Genomic DNA, 14041 nt, shown 5'->3' with positions numbered 1-14041 from the left:
GGTGAAGGCCACCTCAGGGCGCTGAGGTGGCCTTCGTCATGCCTGGGCGTGAAGTACCGGTTTGGCGCTCGCCGGTACCCTCAGTAACTCGTGTGGGCGTATCGACGCCCGCCGGAAGTCAGAGGAGTGACGTGGCAGCCACCGACGAGGCACGACGGCTGGCGCTGGTCGCGGCGAACGCAGCGGCCGACAAGAAGGCGCACGACGTGACGGTGCTCGACGTCTCCGACCAGCTCGTGATCACGGACGTGTTCGTGATCGCGTCCGCTCCCAACGAGCGGCAGGTCGGCGCGATCGTCGACAACATCGAGGAGAAGCTGCGGGAGGCCGGCACGAAGCCGGTGCGCCGCGAAGGGGCCCGCGAGGGCCGATGGGTCCTGCTGGACTTCGTGGACGTCGTGGTGCACGTCCAGCACACGGAGGAGCGCAGCTTCTACGGCCTGGAGCGGCTGTGGAAGGACTGCCCGCGGATCGAGTTCGAAGCGGACGTCCCCGCCGAGTCCACGGCTGAATGAGGTAGCTGATGGCCCTGAGCCGGCTCGTGCTGTGGCGGCACGGTGAGACCGACTACAACGCGACAGGTCGCCTGCAGGGTCATCTGGACTCGGCGCTCACCGAGACCGGCTTGAACCAGGCCCGCTTCGCCGTCCCGGTGCTCGCCGGGTTCGAGCCGGAGATCGTGGTCGCCTCCGACCTGCAGCGCGCGCGTGACACCGCACGGGTGTTCACCACGTCCGCGGACGTGCCGCTGCGCATCGACGAGCGGCTGCGCGAGACCCACCTGGGCAAGTGGCAGGGCCTGACGACCGCCGAGGTGGAGCAGGAGTGGCCGGGCGCCGTCACCGTGTGGCGCACGGACCCGACCTACACGCCGCCGGACGGCGAGTCGCGCGTCGAGGTCGCCGAACGGGCCATCAAGGTCGTGCACGAGGTCGACGCGGAGTTCTCCGAGACGGTCCTGCTGTGCGCGCACGGTGGCCTGATCAGCGCTTTGACCGGTCGGCTGCTCGACCTGCCGGTGGAGACCTGGTCCCAGCTCGGCGGGATCTCGAACTGCCACTGGACCGTGTTCACGCGCCGCAACGACCGGTGGCGGCTGTCGTCGTACAACGCGGGCACCACGCGTTGAGACTGCTGGTCCTCGGCGACTCGCTGTCGTTCTTCGGGCCGTCCGGACCGCTGCCCGCCGATCACCCGAGGTTGTGGCACAACATCTGCGCCTCGGCCCTGGGTGGTTCCGCGGAGCTGGCGGCCGGGTTCGGGTGGACGGCGCGGGACGCCTGGTGGGCGTTGACCGGGGATCCCCGCATCTGGTCGTTGCTGCCTCGCGCGGACGTGCTGGTGTTCGCGGTGGGCAGCATGGACACGCTGCCTTCGCCGTTGCCCACGTATCTGCGCGAGGGGCTGCGTTATGTGCGGCCTGATTGGCTTCGGCGTTGGCTTCGTGCGCGCTATCAGGACGTTCAACCTCGGTTGGCGCCCTATACGCGCGCGTCTCTGCCTCCCGCGCTGACCGCGCGGTACCTGCGGGACATGCTGCAGTCGGTCCGCAACCTCCAGTACACGATGCCCGCGGTCGGGGTCGTGCCTTCGGTCCACCGCGCACCTACGTACGCGTTCGCGCATCAGGGGCACGCGGCTGCGGTGGCCGCCGTGCGCGGGTGGGCCGCGGGTGCGGGAGTGCCGTTGCTGGACCTGCCCGCCGTGATCGGGGAGCACGTGCGCTCCGGTGCCGGGAACCCGGACGGGATGCACTGGGGCTGGGAGGGGCACGAGCTCGTGGGCGAGGCGATGGCGGCCCTCATCTCCTCCGTGGCGTTGAGTCCTTCGGAGGAGTGAGCCCCGTAGGCTCGTCGCTCGTGCGCATCTCCATCGTCACCGACTCGACGGCATACCTGCCCGAGGGGTTCGCGAAGCGCCATGCGATCACCGTGGTGCCGCTGCACGTGGCGGTGGACGGCGCCGGACGCCTCGACGGCGTCGACTTCGGGCCGTCCGAGCTGGCCGGCGCCCTCGCCGAGCACCGCAGGGTGACGACGTCGCGTCCCACACCCGGCGAGATGGCCGACGTCTACCGCGAGGTGCTCTTGTCGTCGGACGCGGTCGTGTCCCTGCACCTCTCCCGTGAGCTGTCCGGGACGTGGGAGGCCGCACGGCTGGCGGCGGAGGAGATCGATCCCGCCCGCATCCGAGTGGTCGACTCGCGGTCGACGGGCATGGGGCTCGGATTCGCGGTGCTGCGCGCGTGCGCCGCGGTGTCCGCCGGTCGTTCGCACTCCGAGGTGGAGGAGGCCGCGAGCTCCGTCGCCGAGCAGGTGCGGATGTTCTTCTGCCTCGAGACGCTGGACCACCTGCGCCGGGGTGGGCGGATCGGCACGGCGGCGGCCCTGGTGGGCACCGCGCTGGCGGTGAAACCCCTGCTGCACATGGACGACGGCCGGATCGTGCCGCTGGAGAAGGTGCGCACGATGAGCCGTGCCGTGGGACGCCTGGTCGACCTGGCGGCGGCCGCGGCGGGCGACGGGCCCGTCGGATTGGCGGTGCACCACCTCGCCGCACCCGAACGCGCCGCGGAACTGGCCACGCGCCTGGACGAACGGCTGCCGGGCTCCACGGGATGCGTGATCTCCGAGGTCGGCGCGGTGATCGGCGCGCACACGGGACCGGGCGTGCTGGGCGTCGTGGTGCTGCCGGGAGGACCCGACAGCATCCCACAGACCCCCGACAATTCCCCGTCCCAGACCCCTAAGTGATCGCGACCTGTCCACAACCCGCGAGTAGTCCACAGCCCCGGAGCTCACCCCACCTCCCCACCCACCCCGCTCCGTAACGTCGCTCGCATGCTCCCCCGCTCCCACCCGGACACCCTTCCGCACGAACGCCTGGCCGCCCTGGCGGACAAGGTGAGAGCCGACCCGACCCTCGTCTTCACGAAGTCGGAGGACTCGGACGAACACGGCCCGCCCCGCCGCCGCTTCCGCCTGCCCCGCCTCCCGCGCCGCGGCCTGCTGGCCCTCGGTGTGGCGGTGGCGTGCACGGTCATCGGCCTGGGCAGCTGGTGGCAGAGCCCCGCCGCCGAACAAGCCCCGGACCTGGCCCTGGTGAGCACCTCCGCGCCGGCCCCGGAACTGGTCGTCAACGTGATCGGCGAGGTCGCCACCCCGGGCCTCGTGACGGTGACGAGCGGCGCCAGGGTGGCCGACGCCCTCCGCCTGGCAGGCGGCATCAAGCCGGGCACCGACCTTCACAACCTGAACCTGGCCCGCAAGCTCGCCGACGGCGAACACATCGCGGTGGGCATCCCGCCACCGGCACCGCCCCAGGCCGGTGCCGCCCAGTCGAAGCTGAACCTGAACTCCGCGACGGCCACCGAACTGGACACCCTGCCCGGGGTGGGCCCGGTGACGGCTCAACGCATCGTCGACCACCGAACCCGCAAGGGCCCGTTCGCTTCCGTGGACCAACTCCGCGAGGTGGAGGGCATCGGCGACTCGAAACTGGCCAAGCTCGCCGAACTGGTCCACACATGAGCCTCCTCCGCGCGGCCCTGGCGCTCTACCACCGCACCAAAGCCCAGTTCCACTGACCACCGCCGTGTGCCACCTCCTGGCGATCGCCTTCCCACCGCCATCACCATCACCCGGCCCAGCGCCACCCGGCCCGGTTCCAGCCGCACCGGCGCCGCCGAACCCGGCGCCGCCCAGCCCGCCCCAGCCGTAGCGGTGCCGCCGAACCCGATGCCATCCGGTCCAGTCCGGCCCAGCCCAATCCCGCTTAGCCAGGTGGAGCCAAGTCCTGTGCCGCCAAGCCCGGCGCAGCCCGGCCCGGCTCCAGCCGTGGCGGTCCCGCCGAGTCCAGTCCCGCCCAGCCCAGTCCCGCCCAGCCCAGTCCCGTCCGGCTCAATCCCACCCAGCCCAATCCCACCCAGCCAGGTGCCGCCCAGCCAGGTGCCGCCCAGCCAGGTGCCGCCCAGCCCGGCTCCAGCCGTAGCGGTGCCGTCCGGTCCAGCCCTGCCCAGCCGGGGGCAGCTCAGCCCCGTGCCGCCGAACCCGGCCCCACCCAACTCGGCCCCACCCAACTCGGCCCCACCCAACTCGGCCCCAGCCGCCCCCGAAAAGCGCGCCTGCCGGTTGTGCGCGGCAACCATCCACCCGTAGATCGGAGTCATCCCATGCCGTCCGTCCGCATCACCCGCTCGCTTCATGCCGAGCCCAGGTCGCACGACCACAAGAGCCGCAGCACGCAAATCCAGCCGCACGACGCCCCAGGCGAGGTGCCGAACGTTCCCCAGCCACGCCAAGGCAGTCCAAGCCGTGCCTCCGATCCGCCGAGCGGCCTGGGAAGCACCCCGTGGCCCGCAAGCACCCGGTAGCCCAGGACTACCGCCTGGTCCCCGCCGCGGCGGCGGTGTGGGCGACCGCGGTCGCCGGCCTCTTCCTGAGCTGGCAGGCGGCAGTGAGCACCGGCGTGGCGGCAGGCGCCATCGGCCTGGCCGCGTGGCGCAGGGCGTGGTGGAACAGGACCTGCGCGATAGCCCTGCTGATCTCGGGCCCGGTGGCAGCGGCCTGGGTCGGCGGCCACGTCCTGCGGGCGGAATCCCACCCGTTCCGCCTGGCGGCGAACGAAGGCCGCAGCACCACCCTCACCGTCGAGATCGTCACCAGGCCGAAGGGCATCAGGGCCGAGGGCTTCGCGAGCCACCAGGCAGGCGTGGACAACGTCGTGGTCAAAGCAACCGCGGACGGCGCGCAACTGGTGCTGCTGGCTCCGGCAGCCAAGTGGCGAGACCTGCTGCCCGGCCAGAAGGTCACGGTCAAGGGCACGCTCGCCCCGCCCAGAGGCGGCGATCTGGCGTCAGCCCTGCTGAGAGTGAGAGGTCCGCCGGCAGACCTACAACCGCCACCGGTCTGGCAGAGCTGGGCGGACGACCTCCGCGACGGCCTGGCCAAAGCCAGCCGGGTGCTGGACGACGAGGAGGCCGGGCTCCTGCCGGCGCTCGTCGTGGGCGACACCGAGCAGATGGTGCCGCGCATCGTCGACGAGTTCCGCACGGCCGGTCTGGCCCACCTGCTCGCGGTGAGCGGGGCGAACCTGGCCATCGTGTGCGGCGCGGTCTACCTGCTGACCAGACGGCTCGGACCGCGCAAGGCCGCCGTCGCGGCGATGGTGGCGCTGGTCGGGTTCGTGATCCTGGCAGGACCGGAGCCGAGCGTCCTCAGGGCCGCGGTCATGGGCGCCGTCACGTTGCTGGGGCTGGTGCTGGGCCGGGAACGCTCGGCGGTGCCGAGCCTGGCGGCAGCGGTCCTCGTCCTGGTGCTCCACGACCCGGCGCTGGGCGGTGAGCCGGGCTTCGCGTTGTCCGTGGTGGCGACGGCGGCGTTGGTGCTCATCGCGCCGAGGTGGGCACAAGCGCTCAAACAGCGTGGCGTGCCGAACGGACTGGCCGAGGCTGTGGTCGTGCCAACGGCCGCGAGCCTGGCCACGGCTCCGCTGGTGGCGGGGCTGTCCGGGCAGGTGAGCCTGGTCTCGGTGCTGGCCAACCTGGTCGCCGGGCCGGTGGTCGCGCCGGCGACGGTGCTGGGCGTGGTCGCAGCGGTCGTGGCGCCGTTCTCACCCCGCGCGGCCGAACTGGTGACGCACGTGGCCGGTCCGGCGGTGACGTGGCTGATCCAGGTCGGACGCCAGGCGTCGACCGTGCCCGGCGCGGCGGTCGGCTGGCCGGACGGCTGGACCGGAGCGCTCGCGCTGGCCGCCGTCACGGCGGTGGTCGTGTTGTTGCTGCGGCTGAAGAAGTCGCGGACGTTGGTGGTTGCCGTGCTCGTCGGCGGCTTCGTGGTGCTGGTGCCGATGCGAGTCGTCGCACCGGTCTGGCCACCGGACGGCTGGAAGGTCGTCAGTTGCGACGTGGGCCAAGGCGACGCGCTCGTCCTGGCCACCGACGTCGCGGACACGGCGGTCCTGGTCGACACCGGACCGGATCCCGGCGCGGTTGACCGGTGCCTGAAGACGTTGGGGATCACCAAGATCCCCCTCGTGGTCCTCACCCACCTGCACGCGGATCACGTCGGTGGCCTGGAAGCCGCGCTCACCGGACGTGCGGTGGGAGCGATCGCGGTGGGCCCGCTCAAAGAACCCGAGTGGGCCTGGAGGGAGGTCGGCAGACGAGCCCGCGCCCAGAACGTGCGGGTGGTGGAACCGAAGGCAGGGGAGCGCTTCGCCCTGCCAGGCCTGGACCTGGAGGTGATGGGCCCCAGGCGCCCGCCGGTCGCCGAGGCCGAGAACACGACGGTGAACGACTACTCGCTCGTGCTCAAAGCCCACACGAGAGCAGGCCGAGTGCTGCTCACCGGCGACGTCGAACTGGCCGGCCAAGCCGCGTTGCTGGGAGAGCGGGACCTGACCGCGGAGGTGCTCAAAGTGCCGCACCACGGCTCCCGCTACTCGCTGCCCGCGTTCCTCAAGGCCGTGCGGCCCCAGATAGCGCTCGTCAGCGTCGGCACGGGCAACCGCTACGGCCACCCGAGCCCGCACGTGATCGACGTGCTGCGAACGGGAGGCGCCTTGGTGCTGCGCACGGACAAGGACGGAGACCTGGCGGTGCTGCCGGGGAACCGCATCGTACGAAGGAGAAGAGATGGTCTGGATCAGGCTGTTCAACGCGCGCTACCCGATCCCCGGCGGCACGCCGGGCCTCGCATGGGCGCTGTGGCAGATGAACTACGCGGCGACCCCGTGGCCGCACGACGAACTCAAACCCGATTTCGCCTACTACATCTGCGAAACACTCGAAGACGGCACCCGCGCCGTCACGTACAAGGCGACCACCACCCACGTGCTGTCGCCCACCAAGGCGGAGAAGCCGGAAGAGGCGTACGACCTCATCGCCGAGCACGTGTTCGACGACGACCTGCGCATCGCCCCGGACGTCTGGCACGACTACCACTACAACGCCCTGAAGGCGGAAGCCCCGTGGCCGCAACGGATCGCGGCCTGGCGCGCAACCGTGGAGGCGGTCGGACCGCACGTGGTGGACGGCCTGCGGCGCTTCCCGCGCACGGGCTGGCTGAAGACGGACGCGATCGCCTTGTGAACCAATGTTCCCTGTCGAGATCACGTTGTGCCGCAACGGATAGGCATCCCGACAGGGCTGCGCGCTTCCGGAGCAGCCCATCTCTTGAACGAGACGTTCACCTACGGCTCCGGAGACGCAGTCTCGTCCCCGGAGCCGGAAAGGAGGTGACTACCCCAGCGCCTTGATCACTGCCTCGGCCGACGGCGGCACCGTCGCACGAGGGCCGATCGTGTCGCCGAGCGCGTCGAGGGTCTTGAGGCCGTCGCCGGTGATCAGCAGCACGGTCTCGGCGTCCGGGTCGAGCTGGCCCGACTCGATCAGCTTCTTCGCCGTCGCGACGGTCACGCCGCCGGCGGTCTCGGCGAAGATGCCCTCGGTGCGGGCGAGGAGCTTGATGCCCTCGACGACCTCTTCGTCGGTGACGTCCTCGATGGCACCGTTGGTGCGGCGCACCGCGTCGAGCACGTACGGGCCGTCGGCCGGGGCGCCGATCGCCAGCGAGCGGGCGATCGTGTCCGGGCGGACCGGGCGGATGACGTCGTGGCCCGCCTTGAAGGCGGCCGAGATCGGGGAGCAGCCGGTGGCCTGCGCGCCGAACACCTTGTACGGCGTGGCCTCGACGAGGTCGAGCTGGCCGAGTTCGCGGAACGCCTTGTCGACCTTGGTGAGCTGCGAGCCGGACGCGATCGGCACGACGATCTGGTCGGGCAGGCGCCAGCCGAGCTGCTCGGCGACCTCGTAGCCGAGCGTCTTCGAGCCCTCCGCGTAGTACGGGCGGACGTTGACGTTCACGAACGCCCAGTCCTCGTTCTCCGCGGCGAGCTCCTGGGCGAGGCGGTTGACGTCGTCGTAGTTGCCGTCGACGGCGATCAGGGCGCCCTCGTAGACGGCGCTCATGAGGATCTTGGCGCGCTCGAGGTTGGAGGGCACGAGGACGACCGACCGCCAGCCCGCGCGGGCGGCGGCCGCGGCGACAGCGTTCGCCAGGTTGCCGGTCGACGGGCAGGCCAGCACCTTGAAGCCGAGCTCGCGGGCGGCGGCGAGCGCGACGCCGACGACGCGGTCCTTGAACGAGTGGGTGGGGTTGCCGGTGTCGTCCTTGACCCAGATCTTGCGGACGCCCAGTGCCTTGGCGAGGTTGTGCGCCTCGACGAGGCGGGTGCCGCCGGGGTCGGTGTTCGGGTGCTGTTCCACAGTGGACGGAACGGGGAGGAGGCCGCGGTAGCGCCAGATCGACCTGGGGCCGGCTTCGATGTCCTCGCGCCGGATCTTCCCGAAGTCGTAGGCCACTTCCAGTGGCCCGAAACACTCCAGACAGGCGTACTCGGGAGCGAGAGGGGTTTCGTTGCCGCACTCACGGCACAGCAGCGCGCGGGCGGGGCCGAGGTCGAACTTGGTGCTCGTCGGCACAGAGACAGCAGTCATCGCGAGGTATCTCCTCATCTTTCCCGCGAAATCGAACGGGTCGGAATTGGCACCGTGATCGTCTGCACTCAGATGCGCGCACAGGTGTGCACACAGCGCTGACGCCGGTTGCCGGGGCTTCTTCGGGCCGGTCCCTCTGCCCCTCTGGATGAGCGGTGTTCAGTTGTGGCCACCAAGCTACGGCACCGGTCCGCCGCTGAGCCACCGTCGTCCACGATCCGGGACGTGGAAGGATGCGGAACGTGAGCGCACCGGAGTCACTGCACCTCGTCGTCGGCGAGGAGGAGCTGCTGGTCGAACGTGCTGTTCGGGCGGCTCTCGAGGCCGCACGCGAGGTCGATCCGAACGCCGACCTGACCCGCGTCCAGGTGACTGATCTCACGCCTCCGGAGCTGGCCGAACTGGTGAGCCCGTCGCTGTTCGCGGAGGGCCGCGTGATCGTCCTGCAGAACGCGCAGGACATCAGCAAGGAAGTCGCCGACACGGTGCTCTCCTACGTGAAGGCGCCTGCGGACGGGGTCACGCTCGTCGTCCTTCACACGGGTGGTGGCCGCAGCAAGGCCGCCAAGGACCTGCCCGGTCAGCTGAAGAAGGCCGGTGCCGCGGTCACGGAGTGCGGCAAGGTCACGAAGTCCGCCGAGCGCGAGGCGTTCGTGCGCAACGAGGTGAGGCAGGCGGGCGGCAAGATCGACCCGGAGGCCGTCGCCACGCTCATCGACGCCGTGGGCACGAACCTGCGCGAGCTCGCCGCGGCGGCCTCGCAGCTCGTCTCCGACACCGACGGCAAGGTGACGGTCGAGGAGATCCGCCGCTACCACCAGGGCAAGGCGGAGGTGACCGGGTTCGCCGTCGCGGAGAAGGCCGTCACCGGTGACCGCGCGGGTGCCATGGAGGCGCTGCGTTGGGCGATGCAGCTCGGTGTGCCGCACGTGCTGGTCGCGGACGCGCTGGCGGATGCGGTGCGCACGGTCGCGCGCGTGTCCGCGGTGGGGCGGGCCGACCCGTTCAGCCTGGCCGGCCCGCTCGGCATGCCGCCGTGGAAGATCAAGAAGGCCCAGGCCCAGTCGCGCGGCTGGGACCAGTCGGGTCTCGCCGACGCGATGCAGGTGGTCGCCGGTCTGAACGCCGACGTGAAGGGCGTCGCGGCCGACGCCGACTACGCGCTGGAACGCGCGGTGCTCCGGATCGTCGCCGCGCACGGCCGCCGCTGACCGGAGGAGGTCACCGCGGGATCCCGATCAGGTACTGGGCTCCCGTGAAGCCGGGCTCGACGCCGATCGTCCACGTGAACGACTCGGTGCGGTCGAGGCCGTCGACGATCCGGCGCAGTTCCGCGCGCCCGTACATGCGCAGGAACGACACGACGCTGTCGAAGAACATCATGAACGGCAGCACCGGCACGACGTAGGTGAGCAGCAGGCGCAGCAGGTAGCGCGGCAGGGGATTGCGCTGGAACGGCGCCGCCACCAGCACGGCCAGCGTCAGCAGGAACGGGAAGAACACCGGGTAGACGAACGACCGCTTGGTGTCCACGACGACGATCGGCTGCCGGGTGTCGACGGCGTTCTGCAGCATCCGCGCGGCGAGCGCGGGCGGGAAGTGGTGGAAGGCGCCGTAGATCGTGCGCGTCCCCTCGACCCGGCAGTCCGTGGCGTCGACCGAGGTGGGCACGTGGTCCACCGAGCAGCACGAATCGCGCAGCCGGCGCCGGTTCTCGGCTTCCACGCGTTCGAACGCGCGCACGTTCGGCACCAGGTCCGTCAGCGTGACGTGGGTGTGGACGCCTTCCGCGTGCAGCCGGCGCTGGATGAGCGGTACCGGTCCGCCGGAGCCCGCGCACAGGTCGACGATCCGGTGGTCCGCGCCCGACCGGTGGTCCGCGCCCGACCGGTGGTCCGCGCCCGACCGCAGCGCCCGTGCCAGTGGCCGTGAGTACTCCCGCGCCGCGTCCGTCAGCCGGTAGATCGTGGTGATCGACTCGGTGTGCAGGGTCCGCAGCACGGGCGGGGTGCCTTCGAGGTCGTGGAGTTCGACGAACTGAATGCGCGGCAGCGAGTCCATGGGAACTACGCCTACACCAGGAACGCGAAAGGGCTCCACCTCCCGGAGGAGGTGGAGCCCTTTGCGGAAGCTCGAGGCTCCGCGAGCGAGATCAGCCCTCGATCTTGTTCGCGCGCTGGGCCATCGCCGACTTCTTGTTGGCGGCCTGGTTGGCGTGGATGACGCCCTTGGTGGCGGCCTTGTCGAGCTTGCGGGACGCGTCCTGCAGCAGCTCCAGGGCCTTCGCCTTGTCACCGGCCTCGGCAGCCTCGCGGAACTTGCGGATGGCCGTCTTCAGGGACGACTTGACCGCCTTGTTGCGAAGGCGAGCCTTCTCGTTGGTCTTGATCCGCTTGAGCTGGGACTTGATGTTCGCCATGCGACATCACCCTTCTTGTCGAAACCGGGGTTCGTGGCGCGCTTCGTCGGCACCGGCCAAGGACCGGGTCTCCTCCACGGCGGAGAGCCGCGCGTTCACGACGACGAAGGATATCAGGCCAGCTCAGCGGACCGCGAAGGCGGCCTTCGCCGCGCCCACCACGGCCTCGTACCCGCCGCGCGCGACCTCACGCCGCCCGTCGCCGACGGTGAGCGCCAGCTGCGAGAGCCGGGACGACACCTCGACCTGCTTCAACTGCCCCGCAGCGAGTTCCACGCGCGTGAAGGCCACCAGACGCGCGTCGGGCGTGAGCACGGGGGGAGGCCGGCTGGCGCACGTACACCGGCGCGATCGCCGTGCCCGCGCGCCCATCGGTGTTCGCCCCCGTGGACTCCACCACGCCGTCACGGCGGTCCACGGACACCGTCGTCCCCCAGGTCTGAACGACGTGTACGACACGCCGAGACCGGCGGCCCACCCAGCGCTCGTCCCCGCAACTTCTTCCGCCGGTTCCCGGACGCCGGCCGCCTCGCACGGGACGATGACCGGCATGACACTGCCTGCCCTTCCGGAGGAGACCTTCCGGCGCGTGCTCTGCGTCGTCGCACACCCCGACGACATGGAGTACGGCACGTCCGCGGCCGTCGCCCGCTGGACCGAGCGCGGCATCGAGGTCGGCTACCTCCTGCTCACCCGCGGCGAGGCGGGGATGCCGAACCCGCCGGAGGAGACCGCACGGCTGCGCGTCGCCGAGCAGCGGGCCGCCTGCGCCGTGGTCGGTGTGGAGCACCTGACCGTGCTCGAACACCCCGATGGCGTCCTCGTCTACGGCCTGGACCTGCGCCGGGACATCTGCCGCGAGATCCGCCGCTTCAAGCCGGACGTCGTGTTCGGCTGCGGCTTCGAGGTCGAGACGCCCTACGGCTTCGACCAGGCCGACCACCGCGCGGCCGGGCTCGCGACCCTCGACGCGCTGCGCGACGCCGGCAACCGCTGGGTGTTCCCGGAACAGGTCGACGAGGGCCTGGAGCCGCACTCGGTGCGCTGGTACATCACTCCCGGGCTGGCCGGGTCCGGCGCGACCCACGGCGTCGACGTGACGGGTGAACCGCTGCGCCGCGGCGTCGCCTCGCTGGAAGCGCACGCCGAGTACCTGGCCGCGCTCCCGGACCACCCCGCCCCGGCCGACTTCATCCCGAAGTTCCTCGCGATGAGCGGCGAGGCCATGGGCGTCGAGCACGCCGTGCTCTTCCGCGCCCACGACCTCGAGGCACCGCCGGAGTTCTAAGCCTGTTCGTCCGGCTCTTCGTCGTTCTTGCTCCCGGGCTTCTTCGGGGGCCGGCCGCGGCGAGGCATCTTCTTCACCTCGCCGGGCAGCCGGCCCGCGTCCGCCAGCGCACGTCGCAGCAGGAACTCGATCTGCGCGTTGGTGCTGCGCAGCTCGTCGTTCGCCCACCTGCTCAGCGCGTCGTGCACGGCCGGGTCGAGCCTGAGCAGAACGCTTTTGCGATCCGCCATCAGGTGTAGAGCGACCCGGTGTTCACCACGGGCTGGGTGGAACGGTCACCGCACAGGACGACGAGCAGGTTCGAGACCATCGCCGCCTTGCGCTCCTCGTCGAGCTCGACGACCTCGTGGTCGGCGAGCCGTTCCAGCGCGAGCTCGACCATGCCGACGGCACCCTCGACGATCCGGGTCCGCGCCGCCACGACCGCGCCGGCCTGCTGACGCTGCAACATGGCGTGGGCGATCTCCGGCGCGTACGCGAGGTGCGTGAGCCGTGACTCGATCACCTTCACGCCCGCGGACTGCACGCGCGCCGCGATCTCGATCGCCAGCGTCTCGGTGATCTCGTCCGCGTTCTCCCGCAGAGACAGACCCGTCTCGGCGTGGTTGTCGTACGGGTAGCTGTTCGCGATGTGCCGCACCGCGGTCTCGGTCTGGATGCCCACGAACCGCACGAAGTCGTCGACCTCGAACCGTGCGCGCGCAGTGTCCTCGACCTGCCACACGACCACAGCGGCGATCTCGATCGGGTTGCCGTCGGCGTCGTTGACCTTGAGGGTCGCCGTCTCGTGGTTGCGGATCCTGACGGAGATCTTCTCCCTGGTGGTGAGCGGGTTCGCCCACCGCAGACCGTCCGTGCGGACCGTGCCGACGTACCGGCCGAGGAACTGCAGCACCCGCACCTCACCCGGCGCGACGGTGAAGAGCCCCTTCCAGATCAGAGCCCCGGCGCCGAAGAGCAGGAGCCCCGCGATCAGCAGGCCCGGCGACGGGTCACCGCCGTCGGGGTCGATCGCCCTGACGCCCTCGATGATCGTCCACGCGCTCACAGCCAGCACCGCCAAACCCACGAGGAACATCGGCAGACCGGGCAGCTCCCGCGCGTGCTTCTCACGGACGACAGGCGCCGGCATGTGGACCGTCGTGTCGATGGATGCGCTCATCCAGACCCCCTAGCGAAGTAGTAGCTAAGTGATATCACTTTTTTCGCGCCGACCGCAAGTTACGCTCCGTAGCATGAGGGCGAAGAAGCAGCGCGTGGCCGCGTACGGGGTGTGCATCAACGACGACGACGAGATCCTGCTGGCGCGCTGGCTTGGCCCTAAGGGCAAACGTTGGATCCTCCCCGGCGGCGGCATCGACCACGGCGAGCACCCGTACGACGGGGTCGTCCGGGAGGTCGAGGAGGAGACCGGCTACCTCGCCGAGGTGGTCCGCCTGCTCGGCATCGACTCCGAGCTCCGCGAGGAGCCCGACCGCGACTACCACGCCCTTCGCATCATGTACGAGGTGCGGATCGTCGGCGGCGAGCTCCGCAACGAGGTGGACGGCACGACCGACCTCGCGCAGTGGTTCCCTCTCGCAGACATCGGAGAGCTGGAGCGCGTGCCGTCACTGGACACCGCCCTGGGCTTGTACCGGAACAGCCCACCCGGCGGAATCCTGCGGTAGCTTCCCTCTGCCGCCGCCGACGACCCCACACCGGAGTTGGCGAATGATCCGATCACTGGCCGCAGTGGGCGCGGCCGCCCTGCTGTCGTCCTTCGTCCACGTGCCTGCCTTCGCTGCCGTCGTCGGCGTGTCGACCGCGTCCTCCCTGCAGGCCGCGCTCGACACCG

16 protein-coding genes and 1 riboswitch (1 of these 17 cut by a window edge) are annotated in these 14041 nt (G+C 70.8%); of the genes, 10 read left to right on the top strand and 6 right to left on the bottom strand.

Annotation, left to right across the window (positions count from 1 at the left end):
* Positions 1 to 131 precede the first annotated feature (131 nt).
* The 6 genes from rsfS (at position 132) to V1227_RS20325 (ending at position 7257) form a co-directional block, all read left to right on the top strand.
* A complete protein-coding gene (gene rsfS, locus V1227_RS20350; protein WP_109642793.1) occupies positions 132 to 515 on the top strand; it encodes a ribosome silencing factor in 384 nt (127 codons plus the stop codon).
* An 8-nt stretch (positions 516 to 523) separates the two neighbouring features.
* Complete coding sequence (locus V1227_RS20345) at positions 524 to 1129, top strand: histidine phosphatase family protein (protein WP_329787186.1); 606 nt, start codon at positions 524 to 526, stop codon at positions 1127 to 1129.
* Positions 1126 to 1839 carry a diglucosylglycerate octanoyltransferase gene (octT, locus tag V1227_RS20340; RefSeq protein WP_329787185.1) on the top strand — a complete coding sequence of 238 codons (714 nt, stop codon included), beginning with the start codon at positions 1126 to 1128 and terminating at the stop codon, positions 1837 to 1839. The genes V1227_RS20345 and octT overlap by 4 nt, the downstream gene beginning before the upstream one ends.
* Before the next feature lie 20 nt (positions 1840 to 1859).
* The gene (locus tag V1227_RS20335) at positions 1860 to 2753 is read left to right on the top strand and encodes a DegV family protein (RefSeq protein ID WP_329787184.1); all 894 of its coding nucleotides are present in this window, start codon (positions 1860 to 1862) and stop codon (positions 2751 to 2753) included.
* An 87-nt stretch (positions 2754 to 2840) separates the two neighbouring features.
* Complete coding sequence (locus tag V1227_RS20330; protein WP_329787183.1) at positions 2841 to 3530, top strand: ComEA family DNA-binding protein; 690 nt, start codon at positions 2841 to 2843, stop codon at positions 3528 to 3530.
* An 820-nt stretch (positions 3531 to 4350) separates the two neighbouring features.
* Positions 4351 to 7257: a DNA internalization-related competence protein ComEC/Rec2 gene (locus V1227_RS20325; RefSeq protein WP_329787182.1), complete on the top strand. Its 2907-nt coding sequence runs from the start codon at positions 4351 to 4353 to the stop codon at positions 7255 to 7257.
* Here V1227_RS20325 and thrC read toward each other — a convergent pair.
* Entirely contained in the window at positions 7241 to 8497 is a 1257-nt protein-coding gene (thrC, locus tag V1227_RS20320) for a threonine synthase (protein ID WP_090100073.1), read from the bottom strand. The two genes, V1227_RS20325 and thrC, sit on opposite strands and share 17 nt — an antisense overlap.
* A gap of 11 nt (positions 8498 to 8508) precedes the next feature.
* Positions 8509 to 8652: riboswitch (SAM riboswitch) on the bottom strand.
* An 87-nt stretch (positions 8653 to 8739) separates the two neighbouring features.
* Here thrC and holA point away from each other — a divergent pair.
* Positions 8740 to 9708: a DNA polymerase III subunit delta gene (gene holA / locus V1227_RS20315; protein ID WP_329787181.1), complete on the top strand. Its 969-nt coding sequence runs from the start codon at positions 8740 to 8742 to the stop codon at positions 9706 to 9708.
* A gap of 10 nt (positions 9709 to 9718) precedes the next feature.
* On the opposite strand, the gene V1227_RS20310 is transcribed toward holA, so the two are convergent.
* The 3 genes from V1227_RS20310 to V1227_RS20300 form a co-directional block, all read right to left on the bottom strand.
* On the bottom strand, positions 9719 to 10558 hold the full coding sequence (locus V1227_RS20310; protein WP_329787180.1) for a hypothetical protein: 840 nt from the start codon (positions 10556 to 10558) through the stop codon (positions 9719 to 9721).
* 91 nt (positions 10559 to 10649) lie between these two features.
* On the bottom strand, positions 10650 to 10916 hold the full coding sequence (rpsT, locus tag V1227_RS20305; RefSeq protein WP_090100067.1) for a 30S ribosomal protein S20: 267 nt from the start codon (positions 10914 to 10916) through the stop codon (positions 10650 to 10652).
* Between the two features lie 123 nt (positions 10917 to 11039).
* Positions 11040 to 11288, bottom strand: a complete 249-nt coding sequence (locus tag V1227_RS20300) for a fibronectin type III-like domain-contianing protein (RefSeq protein WP_329787179.1) — start codon at positions 11286 to 11288, stop codon at positions 11040 to 11042.
* Positions 11289 to 11457: 169 nt separating this feature from the next.
* Between V1227_RS20300 and V1227_RS20295 the strand changes: the two genes are divergently transcribed.
* Complete coding sequence (locus V1227_RS20295; RefSeq protein ID WP_329787178.1) at positions 11458 to 12204, top strand: PIG-L deacetylase family protein; 747 nt, start codon at positions 11458 to 11460, stop codon at positions 12202 to 12204.
* Here V1227_RS20295 and V1227_RS20290 read toward each other — a convergent pair.
* Together V1227_RS20290 and V1227_RS20285 are read right to left on the bottom strand one after the other, a co-directional pair.
* Positions 12201 to 12434, bottom strand: coding sequence for a hypothetical protein (locus tag V1227_RS20290; protein WP_329787177.1), 234 nt, complete (start codon positions 12432 to 12434; stop codon positions 12201 to 12203). The genes V1227_RS20295 and V1227_RS20290 overlap by 4 nt on opposite strands.
* The gene (locus V1227_RS20285) at positions 12434 to 13366 is read right to left on the bottom strand and encodes an SPFH domain-containing protein (protein ID WP_329787176.1); all 933 of its coding nucleotides are present in this window, start codon (positions 13364 to 13366) and stop codon (positions 12434 to 12436) included. Before V1227_RS20285 ends, V1227_RS20290 begins: the two co-directional genes overlap by 1 nt.
* Before the next feature lie 73 nt (positions 13367 to 13439).
* Here V1227_RS20285 and V1227_RS20280 point away from each other — a divergent pair, with 73 nt between their 5' ends.
* Complete coding sequence (locus V1227_RS20280) at positions 13440 to 13874, top strand: NUDIX hydrolase (RefSeq protein ID WP_329787175.1); 435 nt, start codon at positions 13440 to 13442, stop codon at positions 13872 to 13874.
* A gap of 43 nt (positions 13875 to 13917) precedes the next feature.
* On the top strand, positions 13918 to 14041 hold the 5' end (the start) of the coding sequence (locus V1227_RS20275; protein ID WP_329787174.1) for a polysaccharide lyase 6 family protein. The gene runs 1217 nt beyond the window's last position; only the first 124 of its 1341 coding nucleotides appear in the window; the start codon lies at positions 13918 to 13920; its stop codon lies off the right edge, out of view.

It is taken from the genome of Lentzea sp. DG1S-22, assembly GCF_036321065.1.
Lineage (GTDB): Bacteria > Actinomycetota > Actinomycetes > Mycobacteriales > Pseudonocardiaceae > Lentzea > Lentzea jiangxiensis.
The sequence above is the reverse complement of the archived record's forward strand: the minus strand, read 5'-3'. Positions and strand labels throughout refer to the sequence as shown.

Coding starts and splice junctions, on each gene's coding strand:
- V1227_RS20280 (WP_329787175.1), top strand. CDS start 13,440: ATGAGGGCGAAGAAGCAGCGCGTGGCCGCGTACGGGGTGTGCATCAAC.
- V1227_RS20285 (WP_329787176.1), bottom strand. CDS start 13,366: ATGAGCGCATCCATCGACACGACGGTCCACATGCCGGCGCCTGTCGTC.
- V1227_RS20290 (WP_329787177.1), bottom strand. CDS start 12,434: ATGGCGGATCGCAAAAGCGTTCTGCTCAGGCTCGACCCGGCCGTGCAC.
- V1227_RS20310 (WP_329787180.1), bottom strand. CDS start 10,558: ATGGACTCGCTGCCGCGCATTCAGTTCGTCGAACTCCACGACCTCGAA.
- V1227_RS20300 (WP_329787179.1), bottom strand. CDS start 11,288: ATGGGCGCGCGGGCACGGCGATCGCGCCGGTGTACGTGCGCCAGCCGG.
- V1227_RS20330 (WP_329787183.1), top strand. CDS start 2,841: ATGCTCCCCCGCTCCCACCCGGACACCCTTCCGCACGAACGCCTGGCC.
- V1227_RS20345 (WP_329787186.1), top strand. CDS start 524: ATGGCCCTGAGCCGGCTCGTGCTGTGGCGGCACGGTGAGACCGACTAC.
- thrC (WP_090100073.1), bottom strand. CDS start 8,497: ATGACTGCTGTCTCTGTGCCGACGAGCACCAAGTTCGACCTCGGCCCC.
- V1227_RS20295 (WP_329787178.1), top strand. CDS start 11,458: ATGACCGGCATGACACTGCCTGCCCTTCCGGAGGAGACCTTCCGGCGC.
- rpsT (WP_090100067.1), bottom strand. CDS start 10,916: ATGGCGAACATCAAGTCCCAGCTCAAGCGGATCAAGACCAACGAGAAG.